The 15514-nt window shown below is 60.6% G+C and carries 17 protein-coding genes and 1 tRNA gene; 6 read left to right on the top strand and 12 right to left on the bottom strand.

Features of this window, described 5'->3' with window-relative positions:
* Positions 1 to 43: 43 nt before the first annotated feature.
* From OLZ32_RS02900 to OLZ32_RS02885, 4 genes are all read right to left on the bottom strand, one after another.
* A complete protein-coding gene (locus OLZ32_RS02900) occupies positions 44 to 1069 on the bottom strand; it encodes a DNA polymerase III subunit delta' (RefSeq protein WP_003539771.1) in 1026 nt (341 codons plus the stop codon).
* Positions 1070 to 1077: 8 nt separating this feature from the next.
* Positions 1078 to 1758, bottom strand: a complete 681-nt coding sequence (tmk, locus tag OLZ32_RS02895; protein WP_264395502.1) for a dTMP kinase — start codon at positions 1756 to 1758, stop codon at positions 1078 to 1080.
* Between the two features lie 130 nt (positions 1759 to 1888).
* Entirely contained in the window at positions 1889 to 3082 is a 1194-nt protein-coding gene (locus OLZ32_RS02890; protein WP_017988381.1) for a D-alanyl-D-alanine carboxypeptidase family protein, read from the bottom strand.
* Between the two features lie 71 nt (positions 3083 to 3153).
* On the bottom strand, positions 3154 to 4260 hold the full coding sequence (locus OLZ32_RS02885; protein WP_264395501.1) for a septal ring lytic transglycosylase RlpA family protein: 1107 nt from the start codon (positions 4258 to 4260) through the stop codon (positions 3154 to 3156).
* Positions 4261 to 4664: 404 nt separating this feature from the next.
* On the opposite strand from OLZ32_RS02885, the gene OLZ32_RS02880 reads away from it, so the two are divergent.
* On the top strand, positions 4665 to 4868 hold the full coding sequence (locus tag OLZ32_RS02880) for a hypothetical protein (protein WP_017988383.1): 204 nt from the start codon (positions 4665 to 4667) through the stop codon (positions 4866 to 4868).
* A 96-nt stretch (positions 4869 to 4964) separates the two neighbouring features.
* On the opposite strand, the gene OLZ32_RS02875 is transcribed toward OLZ32_RS02880, so the two are convergent.
* Positions 4965 to 5291: a GYD domain-containing protein gene (locus OLZ32_RS02875; RefSeq protein WP_164902201.1), complete on the bottom strand. Its 327-nt coding sequence runs from the start codon at positions 5289 to 5291 to the stop codon at positions 4965 to 4967.
* A gap of 268 nt (positions 5292 to 5559) precedes the next feature.
* On the opposite strand from OLZ32_RS02875, the gene OLZ32_RS02870 reads away from it, so the two are divergent.
* A tRNA-Ser gene (locus OLZ32_RS02870) sits at positions 5560 to 5649 on the top strand.
* 150 nt (positions 5650 to 5799) lie between these two features.
* Here OLZ32_RS02870 and OLZ32_RS02865 read toward each other — a convergent pair.
* The 3 genes from OLZ32_RS02865 to OLZ32_RS02855 form a co-directional block, all read right to left on the bottom strand.
* Entirely contained in the window at positions 5800 to 6114 is a 315-nt protein-coding gene (locus tag OLZ32_RS02865; RefSeq protein WP_003539783.1) for a hypothetical protein, read from the bottom strand.
* A gap of 698 nt (positions 6115 to 6812) precedes the next feature.
* The gene (locus OLZ32_RS02860) at positions 6813 to 7955 is read right to left on the bottom strand and encodes a hypothetical protein (protein ID WP_264395500.1); all 1143 of its coding nucleotides are present in this window, start codon (positions 7953 to 7955) and stop codon (positions 6813 to 6815) included.
* A 67-nt stretch (positions 7956 to 8022) separates the two neighbouring features.
* Positions 8023 to 8430 (bottom strand): DUF3024 domain-containing protein, encoded by a 408-nt coding sequence (locus OLZ32_RS02855; protein ID WP_264395499.1) that lies wholly within the window; start codon positions 8428 to 8430, stop codon positions 8023 to 8025.
* Between the two features lie 74 nt (positions 8431 to 8504).
* Between OLZ32_RS02855 and OLZ32_RS02850 the strand changes: the two genes are divergently transcribed.
* Positions 8505 to 8894 carry a hypothetical protein gene (locus tag OLZ32_RS02850; RefSeq protein ID WP_020486793.1) on the top strand — a complete coding sequence of 130 codons (390 nt, stop codon included), beginning with the start codon at positions 8505 to 8507 and terminating at the stop codon, positions 8892 to 8894.
* Positions 8895 to 8935: 41 nt separating this feature from the next.
* Here the strand turns inward: OLZ32_RS02850 and OLZ32_RS02845 are convergent, their stop codons facing one another.
* Complete coding sequence (locus tag OLZ32_RS02845; RefSeq protein WP_264395498.1) at positions 8936 to 10360, bottom strand: MFS transporter; 1425 nt, start codon at positions 10358 to 10360, stop codon at positions 8936 to 8938.
* 144 nt (positions 10361 to 10504) lie between these two features.
* On the opposite strand from OLZ32_RS02845, the gene OLZ32_RS02840 reads away from it, so the two are divergent.
* Positions 10505 to 11401 carry a LysR family transcriptional regulator gene (locus OLZ32_RS02840; protein ID WP_264395497.1) on the top strand — a complete coding sequence of 299 codons (897 nt, stop codon included), beginning with the start codon at positions 10505 to 10507 and terminating at the stop codon, positions 11399 to 11401.
* Between the two features lie 98 nt (positions 11402 to 11499).
* Positions 11500 to 11721, top strand: coding sequence for an alkylphosphonate utilization protein (locus tag OLZ32_RS02835; protein WP_020050017.1), 222 nt, complete (start codon positions 11500 to 11502; stop codon positions 11719 to 11721).
* Positions 11722 to 11787: 66 nt separating this feature from the next.
* Here the strand turns inward: OLZ32_RS02835 and OLZ32_RS02830 are convergent, their stop codons facing one another.
* From OLZ32_RS02830 to OLZ32_RS02820, 3 genes are all read right to left on the bottom strand, one after another.
* Entirely contained in the window at positions 11788 to 12615 is an 828-nt protein-coding gene (locus tag OLZ32_RS02830) for a transglutaminase-like domain-containing protein (RefSeq protein WP_003539794.1), read from the bottom strand.
* A gap of 176 nt (positions 12616 to 12791) precedes the next feature.
* Complete coding sequence (locus tag OLZ32_RS02825; protein ID WP_026159892.1) at positions 12792 to 13664, bottom strand: transglutaminase family protein; 873 nt, start codon at positions 13662 to 13664, stop codon at positions 12792 to 12794.
* A 492-nt stretch (positions 13665 to 14156) separates the two neighbouring features.
* Positions 14157 to 14312, bottom strand: coding sequence for a hypothetical protein (locus tag OLZ32_RS02820; RefSeq protein ID WP_018445292.1), 156 nt, complete (start codon positions 14310 to 14312; stop codon positions 14157 to 14159).
* 880 nt (positions 14313 to 15192) lie between these two features.
* Here OLZ32_RS02820 and OLZ32_RS02815 point away from each other — a divergent pair.
* Positions 15193 to 15447 (top strand): GlsB/YeaQ/YmgE family stress response membrane protein, encoded by a 255-nt coding sequence (locus tag OLZ32_RS02815; RefSeq protein ID WP_020050024.1) that lies wholly within the window; start codon positions 15193 to 15195, stop codon positions 15445 to 15447.
* Positions 15448 to 15514: the final 67 nt, after the last annotated feature.

Raw genomic sequence — 15514 nt, 5'->3', positions numbered from 1 at the left:
CTAACGACATGCATAAATCAGAGAATCAAAGCGCGTTCGCGCTTTAAAGGCCAGGCTGCTTGATATCGGCAAGAATGCTGATGATCGTCTGCTTGCGGTCCAGGTTGTAGCCATCGGAAATGGTGAGCCGCTCGGTGATCTCGGAATAGAGCCGTGCCAGCCGCTCCGCTGCGGCGATCTGCCCCTCGCCGGCCGCCGCGCGCGCACGGTTCATGATGTCGTCGCCGACATGGCTGACGAAGAAATCGAAGATCGTGTCGCTTTCCCGACCCGACAGCGCATCGGCCAGCCGATGCATCGCCTTGCGGGCTGTCGGCCCCTCGGCGGAAAGCATCTCGTCATAAGCGGCGATGATCTCGCCGCCGCCGTAGTTCAGGAGTTTCAGCGCCTCGCCGACGCTGCCCTTGGCGGCCGAAAGCACTGCCCCGCCCTCGCCCGATATGCCGAGATGGGCAAGGGCCGCGACGAGTTCATCGTCGGCGAGCGGCGCCAGTTTCAGCGGCAGGCAGCGTGAGCGGATCGTCGGCAGCAGCCGTCCCGGCGCATGCGACAGCACCAGGAACAGCGCCCGCTTCGGCGGTTCTTCCAGGATCTTCAGGATGGCGTTGGCCGCATTGCGGTTCATGTCGTCGGCCGGATCGATGATGACGATCCGCCAGTTGCCGGTGCCTGAGGTCTGCGAGAAGAACTTGCCGGCGCGGCGCACCTCGTCGACGGTGATTGCCGATTTCACCTTGCCGGTCTTTTCGTCCACCGGCCGGGCGAGGTGCAGGAGATTGTGCGAGGCGCCCGACGCGATCTGCCGGCTGACGGAAGAGGCAGGATCCGGATCGCCGATCGTCTCCGGCGCCGTCTCGGGATCAGGATGCGAGAGCACGTGATTGGCAAAGCGGAAGGCGAGCGTCGCCTTGCCGATGCCCTCCGGCCCCTCGATCAGGATGGCGTGGTGGCCCTTGCCGGATCGGTATGACTGCGCAAGGAAGGCTTCCGCCTCCGCATGCCCGAACAGCCTGGTATTTTCTCCCGGCCAGATGGCGCCGTCGAGCAGTCCGGGCCTTTCCTCACTCATGATGGGCTTCACTCATGATGGGCGGCTTCCGGCATTCGGGCATGGCCTGCGGGCGACAGCAGCTGTTTGACGATCGCCAGGATCTCGGCGGCGATCGCTTCTTCCGTCTGCATGGCGTTGACGACGTGGCAGCGCTCCGGTTCGCGGGCGGCGATATCGAGAAAGGCCTCGCGCCGTTTCTCGTGCGTCTCCAGCCGCTCTTTTTCGAAGCGATCGAGAGCATCGGCCGCGGCGCGCTTCTGCGCCCGCTCCAACCCGACCTTGGCGGGGATGTCGAGGATCACGGTGCAATCCGGCATGACGCCGTTGATGGCGATGCGCTGCAGCGTCTCGATGAAATCGGGCTCGAGATTGCCGGTGATGCCCTGATAGACGCGGGAGGAATCCATGAAGCGGTCGCAGAGCACGACCTTGCCTGCGGCCAGGGCAGGCCGGATCACCTCTTCGACATGGTCGTTGCGGGCCGCTGCAAAGAGGATTGCCTCCATCCGCGTGCCGAAGGCTTCGGCAGCCCCCGACAGCAGCACGTGGCGCACGGCCTCCGCGCCCGGCGATCCGCCTGGTTCGCGCGTCATCAGCACGTCGTGACCTTCGCCCTTCAGCGCCTCGGCGAGGCGGCGGATCTGCGTGGATTTCCCAGCGCCTTCCCCGCCTTCAAACGTAACGAACAATCCCGTACCGGATGACAATGACAACTTCCCGCATTCCAGGCGCCGCACGCGCCCCGCTCCTTCTATCTATCCGAAGATATCAGGGAGGAAAACCTTTCGCCGCGGCGACATATTCACCTTTCCCGGCAAATTGCATTGGAAACAGCTGTCAGACAGGCGCGGGCTTGTCCCAGAGCCAGGAGAAGAACAGCGATTCGCCGAGTTCCAGCATGGCGTCGACCGCCCGGCTGCTGAGCGAGCCCTCGCCGACCGCCTGTACCGTATAAAGTGGCACTTCCCTGAGCAGCCGGCTGCCGGCGAAAATCCTCAGCGTGCCTGCCTGGGTATCCGGCATGACCGGCGCCGTCAGCGGCCAGCGATAGATGATGCGCGCCGACAGCCGGTCGGGATTGCTGATCGGAATATAGACGCTGACCGGCGCCTTGGCGACGAGATCGACGGTGCGCGTCGTGCCGCCATAGACGCTGGCGGCGCCGATCACTTCCTTCTCGCCGAAGATCTGCCGGCTCTCAAAGGCCGTCAGTCCCCATTCGAGCACCCGCTTGGCTTCCTCCGTCCGCTCCTTGTCGGAAGCGATGCCGGCAAGCGCCAGAAACAGCCGCCTGCCGTCGCGCTGAACCGAAGCGACGATCGAATACCCCTCGCCCTCGGTAAAGCCGGTCGCCAGCCCATCAGCGCCGAGATCGAGCCCGAGCAGCGGGTTGCGGTTGCGCTGGAAAATCTTGTTCCACTCGAAATCCGGCTGCGCGAAATAGGGATAAAGGTTCGGATAGGTCTGCTGAAGGGCGGCGGCGAGCGTCACCATCTCGCGTGCCGTCACCTTGCTCTTGCCATCGGGAAGGCCGGTGGAATTGCCGAACTCCGCCTTCTCCATGCCGAGCTCGCGGGCACGCCGCGTCATCGACACGGCAAATTGCTGCTCGCTTCCGGCCATGCCCTCGGCGAGGATGATGCAGCTGTCATTGGCGCCCTGGATGGCGACGCCCTTGATCAGGTCCTCGACGCGCACGCGCGATTTGAGGCTGGCAAACATCGTTGCCGTCCGTGACGGCGCGCCGCCCGTCCGCCAGGCATATTCGGAAACGGGATATTCGGTGTCGAACGTGATCTGGCCCTTGGTCAGCGCCTCGAAAACCAGATCCATCGTCATCAGCTTGGCGAGCGAGGCCGGCGAAAAGCCCTGATCCTCGTTCTTGGCGAGAAGCACCGTGCCGGTGGTAGCCTCGATCATATAGGCCTGCGCCGCCTTGGTGGCGAAGCCGGCGGCACCGCCGTCGGCTGCAAGGGCTCCTGTGGCGAACGGCATTAGGCATGCAAGCAGGCGAAGCGCGGGCTTCAGCATCGCAATTTCCATTGATCGAGCGGCGTATTTGAGGAGGTTAGAACGCGAGGAAATCCGATGCAATTGCCAGTTCAGCGGGCGGCGAACTTTGCCTGCTGGCGCTTGGCGGAGGCAAGGATGGACTCTTGGGTCAGCCCGTCATTGCGCACCATCACCGCGTCGAAGGCGAGATCGACGGTCACCGTCTTCACCTCTTCGTTCTGGTAGCCGAGCGCCAGCGAATTCTGGGGCCGTTCATAGGGCATCGGACCGATCTGCGGCAGCACGACCATCTGGTCCATGGCCTGCGCGCCATTGTTGAAGGACGGTGCCGATGGCGCGACCAGAACATGGGCAGCCGGTGCCAGAGCGGGTGCTGCTGCGCGTGCCGCATTGTAGCGTGCGTTCGGCGTCGAACCGGCAAAGGACGTCGCCGACATCGGCACCGGCACGTTGGCCGGCGTCTCGTAGCTTTCCGAACTCTGCAGCTGATCGCGGGTGATCTTCCGACTGTTGGAGGCGACCATTACGCCGGTTGCGATCTGGCCTTCCGGATTGACGCCGGGAATACGGCTGCCCTTCGGCGCGTAGGAGGCCATCAGATAGGGCATGTCGTGGCCGTCCATGCGGGCGCGGCCGACATATTGCACGCGCACCTTGCCGGTGCCGCTGTGCTGCAGGTCCAGCATGTCAGCCGTCTTGTTGGAAAGATCGATGATGCGGCCTGCGTGATAGGGACCGCGATCGTTGACGCGCACGATGACGGAGGAGCCTGATTCGAGATTGGTGACGCGCGCATAGCTCGGCAGCGGGAAGGTCGGATGTGCGGCGGAAAGATGCATCTGGTCGTAGACTTCGCCGTTCGCCGTCAGGCGCCCGTGAAAGGCAGAGCCATACCAGGAAGCGACGCCAACCTTGTTATAGGCGAAATCTTCCTTCGGATAATACCACTTGCCCTTCACTTCGTAAGGGTTGCCGACGATGTAGCGGCCGCCGCCCTTGGGGATATTGTTGCCGGTGGCGACCCGCGGGCTCGCCTTCACGCCATACTCGGATTCGGAGAAATACTCTTTGCCGTGGGATTTCTTCTTCGGCACTGCCTGTGTGGTGCCACACGCCGCAACCGTTGCACACATCGCCGAGATCGCCAGCCACCGTGCTGTCGTTGCGAAAGACGCCGCCCCGTATTCCAGTTTCATATGTCCCACGCCGCTCAGAGATCGTTATGGTTAAGGAACCTTGCCCCATCCTGGGCCAATAACGCCTTATCCCCACCCGCCTAACGAGGCTTTAATCTTGTTAAGTTCATGGCAAATTTATGAACGATTTCGCAGCGATAGCGACAATTCCAATGATTATGGTTTATAAATCACTAACGCGATCCCTTTCCGCCCGCCCCACCGCCGCCGCAATAAGGCCCGAAATCATCGTGCCGATGCGAGGCATATGGTGAACATCCGGGCGCTTCCGGACACCCCAGAAGCTCCAAATTGAAACACGCTCCGCGCGTATTTGATGCGCCGCAGCGGGGCGACGCTTCGTTCTGTGTGGGAACGAATTGTCCGCCACCGGCTTTGAAGGTTTAGACCTTTGGAGGATCACCATGAATGATGAAACCCTGACGCAGCTCAACACGGCCAGCCAGCAGTTGCACGCTCGATCTCGCGCGCTTTCCCAGTCGGATAACGACAACGACATCGCACTCCTGATGTCGGCCCTCGCCGTGACGATGGAGGCGGTTCGATCTCTCGGCGAGGATATGAACCAGCTCAACGGTCCGAAGGGCCTTGGATCTGACGGAAGCTAAGTCTGTCATGTCTCCGGCGCAATTCACAAGCTTGCGCCGGAACGAGAAGCGCAAAGCGCCGATCTTCGACGTGCATGGGAAGCCGTGGGCCGCCGCCTACGCTGCCGGCGGACGATAGCGTATCGACTTCGCCTTTTCCAAGGCTTCGATCGTATCCTCGACGCTGAGGAGGACAGTGGTCTCCATGGAGCTGAGCGCGCCTCCTGCGCCGATCGCCAGTGCGACAGCCGCCATCGATACGTTATCAGGCGCCTCCCACAAATTCCAACCATCATGCTCGCCGAAGGCGTACCAGAAGCCATGGAGCTTTCCGCCCACGGATTCAATGTAACTGCGTGCGGCCTCCCGGCGATCCTCGGGCTTTTCGATCATCCGCGCCCATGTCTCGGGCGTGTAGCTGAAGCGCGTGAGATACATAGCCATGGTTTGTTTCCTCCACCAGAACACACAGTTAACGCCCAAGCCGGGGAGAACGCGAGTCATTTCAAATGAGCGGAACAGGCCCTCCTCGGCCCACGCTCGAATTTGTTCCACGTCATGCCAAGGAGGCGGGCAAATGCTGCAGAGCACGTTGACGCTGCTATCAAAGCTGCTAAAAAGCCAGCCATCGAGTGATTGGGTCGCAAATCGGTAGCAATGACCGGTTCGTAGAAATCAACAGCATGTTGATTTCACCACCTTTCAATCAGATGGAAGAGTGTCCGAGTGGTTTAAGGAACCGGTCTTGAAAACCGGCGTGCGGGAAACCGTACCGTGGGTTCGAATCCCACCTCTTCCGCCATCCTTATATTGATTTTGTTGCACAATTTCTGCTTTCCGCGCGAGAATTGCACGCTTGTCATAACCCCGTTTCTGGTATGAAAACCGCCAGGCTGATGAGCCTGACGACGCATTTGTTGAGCACCAAGGTTGGCTTCAGTGGCGCTGCCGGCTAAAAATCGAAATACACGGTCACGCCTGACCGACGACGATCGGGGTAACGGTCGCGATAGCCGTAATAGTCGCGACTGCCGTAATACCGCGGACGATAGCACGAGCCGTAATACCGACAGTCGCGGTAAGCGTACCGGTGTTTCTTCCGGTGGCCATACGCATGTCCATTACCGTGGCGACGGTGTTTGACCTGCTCGACGTCGGGGGTATGCATATGCACTGCGTTCGGCACGACGATCGGGGCGGCGTTCAGCGGCAGGGCGAAAGATGCAGACAAGATCATGGCTGCAAATGAGGAAAAAAGCATCTTCATCGGCGCATCCTTTCAGGCTGCGATTCTGGGTTAATAGGCATTAACCTCCGATGAACGGCTGCGAGCATCTCAGAAAAGACCGGCCGGCGCGCCGCTGGTGTGGTCGCGAATGTGGCGGATCATGATCAGCCGGCGATGGGTTCGATGGCCGGGCCAACGACCGTTCGCCGCTGCCTGCCGTGAGCTGAGCTAACAATTTCGATGTCGTAAAGTTCGCGACCCTTCCGCCATCCGTCATTTTCCGAAAATTGCGGTTTTGTACCTGAGGAAGGTTGGCCTTCCCTGAGGGCAACAGATGAGTTTCACCCTCCTCCTTTGCGTCGACGATGAGATGATATACAGGCAGCAACAGGACGCGACCGCCATTAACTTAAGAATGGGGTCGGGCGGCAGATTGACGTCACGTCGCTGCCACGAGATCACGTGGCCGTCCTCAGCGCCGTCGCTCATATCGACAGATAAGCGGGACACGGCCGACCTCAGTCGATTATTGCCGGACAGCCCTCACGAGAAGTACGCGTATATCAGGAAGCCGATAGAACCCCAGAAGATGAGCGGTGTCAGTATCATCCCCGCAACGAACATTTTAGTCACAGCAAAACTCCGAAACCTCCACGCATGCCGCAAGGACCTATCGCGTTGACCGAAAGTTGCTATGGGCACGAAGTCCGGGATGGATCGGACCTTGGTCTGAGCTTCTAACCGAAAGCGTTCAGCCGCTCGATGAAGCGCCCCTTCTGAGCGTGGCGTTCGCGGATCGAATGCAGGCGGCGGGTGAAATCGGCCGTGCCGCCATTTTGTTCGGCGATCGTCTTCAGGTCGGTGAGCAGGCTGGCAGCCTTGTCATAGCCGGAAGCGTTGCGGCGCTCGATCTCGGTCTCGATCTCGCGCCAGACAGCATCGCCCCGCTGGATGATCGCGTTGAGGCGTGTGCGGCGGGCGCGGGCTTCTTCCGCCTCCTGCTTTTTTCGTTCTGCCGCCAGCCGCTCGTTTTCCTTGCGTTCGCGGACATCGCGAATCGCGCCGGCATGGGCTTGCAGTTCCGCGACCGTGAGTGGGGCGGCAGCAGGGTCGGTTGCGGAGGCCGCGGCGGAGAAGCTCCGGGCGCTTTTCTGCAACTCGCTTGCCACATACGGACCGCCCTCGATTAGACGGATGAGCATCTCCGTCTTCTCGCTGTCGGGCAAGGCGGCGACGAAACTTTGGACGGTGTCCGATGCCACGGAGCCTGCCAATGTCGTTTCGGCCGGGCGTTCGGCGGCCGCGACAACGAGGTCGGCATCGAGACCGAAGAATTGCGCGAAGGCTTCAAGCGCATCGGTCATCGGGCCTAGCCCCGGCAGTGGCGCTACCTCCTCCGGCCCGAGCGTTTCCGCCTGAACGGCCATCAGCCACAGCAGATAGAAGAGCCGGAGATCACCGCCTAGCACGTCCGCGCGCAACGGCATCAGCGCCGCGAGCCAGCCCGGCCCCTCTTCCCAATCATCGTCGGGTTCCACTTCCTCGCAGATTATGTCGAGGATCAGGTTTTCGCCTGATGTGGTGAGTTCGGCGCAATCGACCGCGCCGAGAAACCCGTCGAGGCGCTGCTGGTCGACGAGCCGCTTCGGAAAGCGGATCATCAGGCGCCTCGTCCCCCAGTTGGCGAGATAGAGGTGCAAATCGAACCAGCGCTCCATGAGATCGGCCGGGTCACCTTTGAAGTCGCCCCATTCGTAGGAGTTGGTAAAGCTCGTGGCCGTGATCCGCGCCCGGGTCGACAAATCCCGAAGGGACCGGCGATCCGCGTCACTGAGGGGGCGGTCGATCGCTTGGAATTCGTAATATTGATATTCGCTCATGGCCGTGGTGGTCGAGATTTCATCGTGGACGAAGGCGGTTCCAGTCTGCGGCGCCGTTCAGTCGTGATCAGACCGGATGCAGCACGCCGTCAGTTTCGAGGATTCGTAGCGCCTCGGCAAGCGTCACCCCGGAATGAAGCCGCCACCATTTGCCTGTGTGCCGCATCCAATAGATATCGAACCGATCGGGTCCCATGCGGTCGATACGGGCGAAGGGGGCATCGAACTCTTCGCCGCGATTGTCCTCAAAGCCGGATCTGTAGCGCTGCATGAACCGATATCGATTTCCCGCCCATGAGCCTCTGATATCGACGACGTAGTTCCATTTGGTCGGCTGGATCTCGGGCAGGAAGCGGGGCTTTAGAATATCGCGAATGAAGGCTTCGCAGGCCGCGATAATCGCCTGCTTCTCGAGATTGTCGACCAAAGCCGGATTCTCGCTCGGTGTCCTGATCCATTGTCTCTTGCCCGCCATATGCTCACCGAACTTTACCCCACGAATTAGGCTGGATAATAGAATAGCAAACCACTGAAAAGCGAGCAGCGACGATGAAATTAGGCTGGCAACCACGGAAATGGCTCGAGAAAAAGAGCAAGCGCGGCAACCGCGGCTACCCCATGGGTACGATCGCCTTTTATGGGCCTGACAACCGCCGCGCCAGCAAGGCCGCGGTCAGCATCATGACGGCGCTGCATGCGGATCCGGCCGATCTGCGCCGTTGGTTTGCCGAAACCGGCGATCTCAGGACGGACGAGACCGTTATCGCCGAGATCGCCGCATTCCTGCGCGAGAGTGAGGTGAAATCGGTGGTGATGGCGGAAGGAATCATCGGGTGCCCCCACGAGGAGGGAATCGACTATCCGAGCGGCGAGGCCTGCCCGGAGTGCTCATATTGGAAGGGGCGAAACCGCTGGACCGGCAAGCTCGAGTCCAGTTAATTGCCTGCGGCTTTTGCTTGCATGTCCATACCGGGCGCTGATCATGCTTCGGAATTGGTTCGGCGTCGATAAATCCCGGCCGCGATGGCGAGCGCGACGATAATCAATGTCCCCGCGACGGCGAAGGTGATCCGCATGCCTGAGGCAACGGCTTCGGGATGCGCCGTAGCGACATCGGCGGTTCCCGAGGCAAGCGAGAATATGGCCCCCATCACGGATGCACCGGTAATCAGCCCGAGATTGCGTGACAAGTTGAGCATGCCGGAGATGACGCCCCGCTGGTTCGGGCGGACATCCGCCATGACAGCGGTGTTGTTGGCCGCCTGGAACAGCTGATAGCCGGGTGTCAGCATGGCGATTGCGGCGATGTAGCCTGATATCCCGGGCAGCACGGCCATGGCGATGGAACCTGCAGCCATGGCAACGAGCCCTGCGACAACCACGAATGGCGCGTCCAGACGGTCGACCAGGCGGCCGGCCGGGACACCGCTCAAGATGGAGATGATGGGGCCGATCGACATGACGATGCCGACGAGAGCTTGATTGAGCCCGAGCGCATGAGAGAGATAGAACGGCGCGACTACCAACGTCGCCATCATCACTGTCGAAACCAGCGCGTTCATCGCCAGGCTGGCGGTGAGCACGCGATTGCGGAATACCGTCAACTGGATCAGCGGCGATGCCGCTCTCGCCTCGGCGAAGACGAACAAACCGGTGCCGAAGACGGCGGCCGAGAGCAGAGCGATGTTCAGCGGGCCAAAGCGACCGTGCCCGATCGTCATCGCCAGCGCATAGGCCGACAGCGTCAACGCAAGCAGCAGTGTGCCCGCCATGTCGAAACTCTTCCGATCCGTCGTCCCCTTGCTGATATCGGCGGGTAGATACCGATAGGCGAGAACGAAGGTCAGAACGCCGAGCGGCACGTTGACGAGAAAGATTGCCGGCCAGCCGAGCCCGGCGATCAGCAGGCCGCCGAGCGAGGGCCCAAGAGCGGTACCGGACGCCGACATCGTTCCGAGCAGCCCCATGGCGCTCCCTGTTCTTTCCTTCGGCACCGTTTCGCCGACAAAGGCCATGGTGAGCGCCATCATGATGGCCGCACCCAAGCCCTGCACAGCGCGCGCGGCAATCAACAGCCACAGCGTCGGCGCGACGCCGCAGAGGATCGAGGCCAGCGTGAAGAGCAGGATGCCGATGAGCAGCAGCCGGCGTCGGCCGGTGATATCACCGAGCCGTCCGACGCTGACGATCAGGGTGGTGATGGCAAGGAGGTAGGCCAGAACGATCCACTGCACTTCCTGGAAGGCCGCATCGAACGCCTGCGCCAGGCTCGGCAGGCCAACATTGGCGATGCTGGTGCCGAGTGACGGCAGCAGCATCGAGAGGGAAAGACTGGCAAGCGCCCATCGTGCGGAGGGTGCCTGTTCGGCGATGGCCTCGCTTCGCTCTGCAATGATCGATTTCACCCCGTGAACTCCGTTTTCTCTTAGTTCCCCGAATGGAACTGATGAAAACCTAGTCCTCTGCTTGATATGGCGGAAGGCGCATGATTTGCACTTCATTCATGTGTTTGACGCCACATCACGATGAAAGCGTGTTATAGCTGATGCATGTCGACACCCGATCTCAACCTGCTAGTCACCCTCGATGTGCTGCTTGCCGAGGGCAGCGTTGCGCGTGCGGCGCAAAGGCTGCGGCTCAGCCCGTCGGCGATGAGCCGGGCCTTAGCGCGACTGCGTGAAACGACCGGCGATCCGCTGTTGGTGCGCGCCGGCCGCGGCCTCGTCCCCACGCCCCGTGCGCTCGAACTGCGCGAGCGGGTCGGCCGGATTGTCGAGGACGCGCAGGCGATCCTGCGTCCTGCCGAGGCGCTCGACCTTCAACGCTTGGTCCGGACGTTCACGCTGCGCACCAGCGAAGGCTTTGCCGAGAGCTTCGGCCCCGATCTCATTGCCCGCCTCGGCCGGCAAGCGCCCGGTGTGCGGCTGCGCTTCGTGCAGAAACCGGACAAGGACAGCGCTCCGCTTCGCGATGGGACCGTCGATCTGGAAGCCGGCGTCGTCGGCGGGACGACCGGGCCGGAGGTGCGGGCGCAGGCCTTGTTCCGCGATCGCTTCATCGGCGTCGTGCGCTTGGGGCACCAGCTTTGCGAGCGCGAGATCACGTCCTCCCTTTATGCGCGCGGCCAGCACATCTACGTCTCGCGGCGCGGGCTCGACAAGGGACCGATCGATGACGCCCTGAATAGGCTCGGGCTGGAACGGCAGATCGCCACCATCGTCAGCGGTTTTTCCACGGCGTTGGTGCTCGCCCGGAACTCCGATCTGATCGCCAGCGTACCCGAACGGCACACGGGAGCCTTGCGCGCGGGAATGCACAGTTTTCCCCTCCCCCTCCCGACGCCTGAGATCACGGTCTCATTGCTCTGGCACCCCAGGATGGATGCCGATCCGGCGCATCGCTGGCTGCGCGGCTGCGTTCGGGACGCCTGCGCGCGAGCTGATTGAAGGGCCGCGTAGGGTCTGAGGTCAGGCCAATTGATCCGTTCGTATTGACTATCCTGCGTCGCCATGATTTCCCGTCCGGATCACCAAGCGGGGACATTATGACCGACATCATTGTAAAGGACAGCAACGGAAGCCAGCTTCACGATGGCGATTCCGTGACGCTCATCAAGGACCTCAAGGTCAAGGGAACCTCGGAGACGCTGAAGCGTGGAACGCTGGTCAAGGGCATTCGCCTGACCGACAATCCGGGCGAGATCGAGTGCAGCACCAAGCAGGTCAAAGGCCTCGTGCTGAAAACCGAGTTTTTGAAGAAGGCATAGGATCTGCTTCGCCCGCGATGCTGCCCTCGATGCTGGTTGTCGACGCATCGTAAGGCCGCTCGCCGATCAATCGGCCTTCACCGCCTCCTGCGGCACTTCCTCGGTGATCACCTCGAAACGGGAGAGCGTTGCCGGACCGAAGGCCGTCGACATGGCGACGTCGGTGGCGTCGCGGCCGGTCGCCATCAGAATCCGTCCGATGCGCGGCGTATTGTGGCGGGCGTCGACCGTATGCCAGTGGCCGCCGAGAAAGACCTCGAACCAGGCGCTGAAGTCCATCGGATTGGGATCGATCGGAACGCCGATATCGCCGAGATAACCGGTGCAATATCGTGCGGGGATATTCATGCATCGGCAAAGCGCGATGGCGAGATGGGCAAAGTCGCGGCAGACGCCCGCCTTGTCGGTGAAGCCGCCATGCGCGGTCCTCAGCACGTCGGCCTTCAGGTAATCGAAGGTGATGTGGTCATGGACGAAATCGCAGATCGCCTGGACGCGCGCCCAGCCGAGCGGCGTCGACGAGAACCTGGCCCAGGCGAAATCTGCAAGCCTGTCTGTGTCGCAATAGCGGCTACCGAGCAGGAAGACCAGCACATCGTCCGGCAGGTCATTGATCGCGTGCTGAACGGCATCGTCGGGAACGATGTCGGGTTGGCCGCTGTCGTAGATCTCGAATTCCGTTGAGATCGTCGTCAGCCCCGGCGGAGCGACGATCCGGCTGCAGGCATTGCCGAATACATCAGTATAGCTCCAGGCCTCGATCGGCCGGTCGAATGTCAAGGTCTGATCGCTGAGAAGATCGGCGCGACGGGAGGGATGGATATTGAGGACGAGCAGCATCGGGGTCGGCTGCGTGCATTCATAGCCCAGATGAAACCCGGCGCGTATCTTCATTGTCGCTTCCTTATCGCGTCTCCGCAGAGGTGGAGGTGAGTATGGAACGTTGATCGCGCTACCCGGTTCCCGCAGACACGATCGTCTCCGCGCGGCTACCTCGGGGTAATCAGATCACCTCGGAATAATCGAGATTATCTCATTGTAATCCAAGATTACTTCGGAGGTAATCGAGATTACCTCGTGGTGACGTTGACCTGCACCGTCATGCTGTCGAAATCCTTCCCGTCCCCATCATAGCTGCCGCTTAACGGGACCGCCTGGCGCGGATCGCGGGCAACCGCGACACGAATGAGATCGCGGTTGCCGACGATGCCGTTGGTCGGATCAAACTCCGTCCAGCCGGCGCCCGGAAGATAGATCTGGCACCACGCATGCGTGGAGCCGCCGCCGAGCACGGTGGAACCGTCCCGGTCGGGAACATAGACATAGCCCGTGACGAACCGCGCCGCGAGGCCGAGGATGCGTGCCGCCTCCATCATCAGAAGCGCAAAATCCCGGCAGGTGCCGGAACGAAGGTGCAAGGTCTGGACCGGCGTCTGCGTCCCATGTTCCTGGCGCCGCGCATAGACGAAGCTTTCGCGGATGGCGTAACAGAGCGTCATCAGCAGATGCCCGGTCTCCGTCGGACGCCCCTGGCGCACGAACTGGCGCGCCCAGCGTCCGACCTCGTCGTTCGGATCTGGATAATGGCGCTGCATCGCCGGCGTCAGATCGGCAATCTCATCCTTGTCGTAGGAGAATGGATAGGTCAGGGCCTCCTCGTCCACCTTGAGATCCAGGGCGACCTGGGGCGTATGATCGAGCGTGATCCAGGTTTCGAAACGAAGCTCGGACGCCGGCCTCGAAATATCGACGAGCGCCACGCAATTGCCGAAAACATCGTGGATCCAGCGCACATGATTTTCCTCGGGATAGATCGTCAACGACGCTTCGATCAGCCGCTGGTCGAAACTGTCGCGCGGCCGGAACATCAAGCGATGCTCGCCGAATTCGACGTCCCTGACGTAACGATAGGACGTGATGTGGCGGACGGAGAAAATCGTCATAAGCCGCCGTCGAATCTGTTCACTTTGCTGCTCCAAGGCGGCAATGCCGCCTCTCTTCTGCGGAAGCGCCCTGCCGGCTTTCCCGCTCATCCCGATTTCTTGTCATATAAGCACGTTCGAAAGATTGCTATTGTATCTTCACCGATCGACGGCAGGGCCGTCCAACCTAAGAGGATAACATGCATATCATCTGGGACGTTCTGACGCTTCTGCTGACAATCGGCTCGCTCTATGGCGGTCGCGAATACCGGATTATTCGCGCTCGTGCCCGCGCTCAGAACTGGGGCAACTTCTGATTCGATCCGGATATCTCCGATTCGATTGCGAATCATGGCCGCATCGGTCGTTACCGGTCGCCGTTACGTCGAATGACGTAAAGTCATGCGCTTAAGAAAATGCTTTATTAGTTGAGGCGGAGTCTATCCGCCCATCCTCCCTGTTAGTCTTAAGCCCGCCTCACCCCAGGCGGGCTTTTTTATTCCATCGCCTGCATCACTTCTTGGCGCCGGCCGAAAGCACCCGATGTGTCGCATTGTCCATGGCGTGGCTTGCTTCCTGTCCATCCTTCTTCAGCCCGTATGCGGTATTGCCGCAGCCGGAAAGTGTCAGCAGGCAGATACAGGCGATGGCGATTGCAGCTTTTGGCATCAAGTGTTTCCCCGAATTGAAAAGGTGATTCAGAGCATGATGCCGAAAAGTGTGAGCGGTTTTCGGACGACATCATACTCTAACTCTTAATTTAGAACAGGATTCAGACTTTTAGGCCCGGGGGGCCCCAAAATCATCCTGTTCTAGGGAAGATGACGCATTCTTCGTCAAAATCAATCCGCAGGTGATGAGCGCGAACTCGCGACATGGAACTCGGTGACGCGCCAGGCGTTTACGGGAGCCATCCAATTGGGTTAACGACATGGACTACCAGATTGCCTTCGCCGCGACGGTCGCAACAGCGTCCTTCCTCGTCTTCATGCTGATCGTCCACCGGACCTGATTGTCCCGCGGCAAACGGATTGACCCTAAGGCGCTCGATCACTGGAACCCAGTGCCGACGGCGTTCTGCGACCTCATCGTTTGCGATCCGGAGAGATAGCAGGACCATTTTCCTCCTCGACGACAAGGCGGAGATCGGCAGACAATCCTTCAACAACACGGGAAAGGTGCAAAACAAAGATTTCAACATCCGCAAGTATTTTTACGCTCTTTTGATGTATTTAATTTTAATTAATTGCCAAGCTTAACTATCGGTTAACAATATTGTTGCGCTCCGTCCGCTTCCGCTTATGCTTTACGCAAAAGGGGAGAGGAAAGATGTTTAGCAAGAGCCTGATTATGCCGGTCGGCTTCGCCCTGCTCGCCATTGCCGGCCTGCTGTTCCAGATTGCTGCTAACGTGCTGCACTCTCCGGTCACCCTGCTGCAGCCGTGAGTCACATAAGTTGCTGAACGCGCACGCGATCTCGGTAACTGGGAGTGGAACTTCCTTTGGTTTCGTGCATTCTGTGACTCGTTTTGCCAGGAGGGAGATAACCATGGAAAACGCAGGCGTGGGTTGGATTGCAGCCATCATCATCGGCGGCATCGCCGGATGGCTGGCGGAAAAGGTCATGAGCAGCAGCATGGGCTTGCTCATGAACATATTGCTCGGCATCGTCGGCGCCATCGTCGCCAACTGGATCCTGGGTCTGTTGAACATCCAGCCGCTTGCCGGTTGGCTGGGCTATCTGATCACCGGTTTCATCGGTGCCTGCATCCTGATTGCGATCGGGCGTGTCATCCGCCGCTGACTCGGTCGCGATAGCTGGCCTCCGGCGCTTTTGCAGGTCGTCGGAAATGTTAAAAGCCGGGCGTTCC

This window comes from Rhizobium acaciae, assembly GCF_025941625.1.
Taxonomy (GTDB): domain Bacteria; phylum Pseudomonadota; class Alphaproteobacteria; order Rhizobiales; family Rhizobiaceae; genus Rhizobium; species Rhizobium acaciae.
This window is presented reverse-complemented; position numbering and strand designations above follow the sequence as displayed.

Excerpts from the sequence above, each read along its gene's own strand:
- OLZ32_RS02900 (WP_003539771.1), bottom strand. The coding sequence starts at position 1,069 with ATGAGTGAGGAAAGGCCCGGACTGCTCGACGGCGCCATCTGGCCGGGA.
- OLZ32_RS02890 (WP_017988381.1), bottom strand. The coding sequence starts at position 3,082 with ATGCTGAAGCCCGCGCTTCGCCTGCTTGCATGCCTAATGCCGTTCGCC.
- OLZ32_RS02885 (WP_264395501.1), bottom strand. The coding sequence starts at position 4,260 with ATGAAACTGGAATACGGGGCGGCGTCTTTCGCAACGACAGCACGGTGG.
- OLZ32_RS02880 (WP_017988383.1), top strand. The coding sequence starts at position 4,665 with ATGAATGATGAAACCCTGACGCAGCTCAACACGGCCAGCCAGCAGTTG.
- OLZ32_RS02875 (WP_164902201.1), bottom strand. The coding sequence starts at position 5,291 with ATGGCTATGTATCTCACGCGCTTCAGCTACACGCCCGAGACATGGGCG.
- OLZ32_RS02865 (WP_003539783.1), bottom strand. The coding sequence starts at position 6,114 with ATGAAGATGCTTTTTTCCTCATTTGCAGCCATGATCTTGTCTGCATCT.
- OLZ32_RS02860 (WP_264395500.1), bottom strand. The coding sequence starts at position 7,955 with ATGAGCGAATATCAATATTACGAATTCCAAGCGATCGACCGCCCCCTC.
- OLZ32_RS02855 (WP_264395499.1), bottom strand. The coding sequence starts at position 8,430 with ATGGCGGGCAAGAGACAATGGATCAGGACACCGAGCGAGAATCCGGCT.
- OLZ32_RS02850 (WP_020486793.1), top strand. The coding sequence starts at position 8,505 with ATGAAATTAGGCTGGCAACCACGGAAATGGCTCGAGAAAAAGAGCAAG.
- OLZ32_RS02840 (WP_264395497.1), top strand. The coding sequence starts at position 10,505 with ATGTCGACACCCGATCTCAACCTGCTAGTCACCCTCGATGTGCTGCTT.
- OLZ32_RS02835 (WP_020050017.1), top strand. The coding sequence starts at position 11,500 with ATGACCGACATCATTGTAAAGGACAGCAACGGAAGCCAGCTTCACGAT.
- OLZ32_RS02830 (WP_003539794.1), bottom strand. The coding sequence starts at position 12,615 with ATGAAGATACGCGCCGGGTTTCATCTGGGCTATGAATGCACGCAGCCG.
- OLZ32_RS02825 (WP_026159892.1), bottom strand. The coding sequence starts at position 13,664 with ATGACGATTTTCTCCGTCCGCCACATCACGTCCTATCGTTACGTCAGG.
- OLZ32_RS02820 (WP_018445292.1), bottom strand. The coding sequence starts at position 14,312 with ATGCCAAAAGCTGCAATCGCCATCGCCTGTATCTGCCTGCTGACACTT.
- OLZ32_RS02815 (WP_020050024.1), top strand. The coding sequence starts at position 15,193 with ATGGAAAACGCAGGCGTGGGTTGGATTGCAGCCATCATCATCGGCGGC.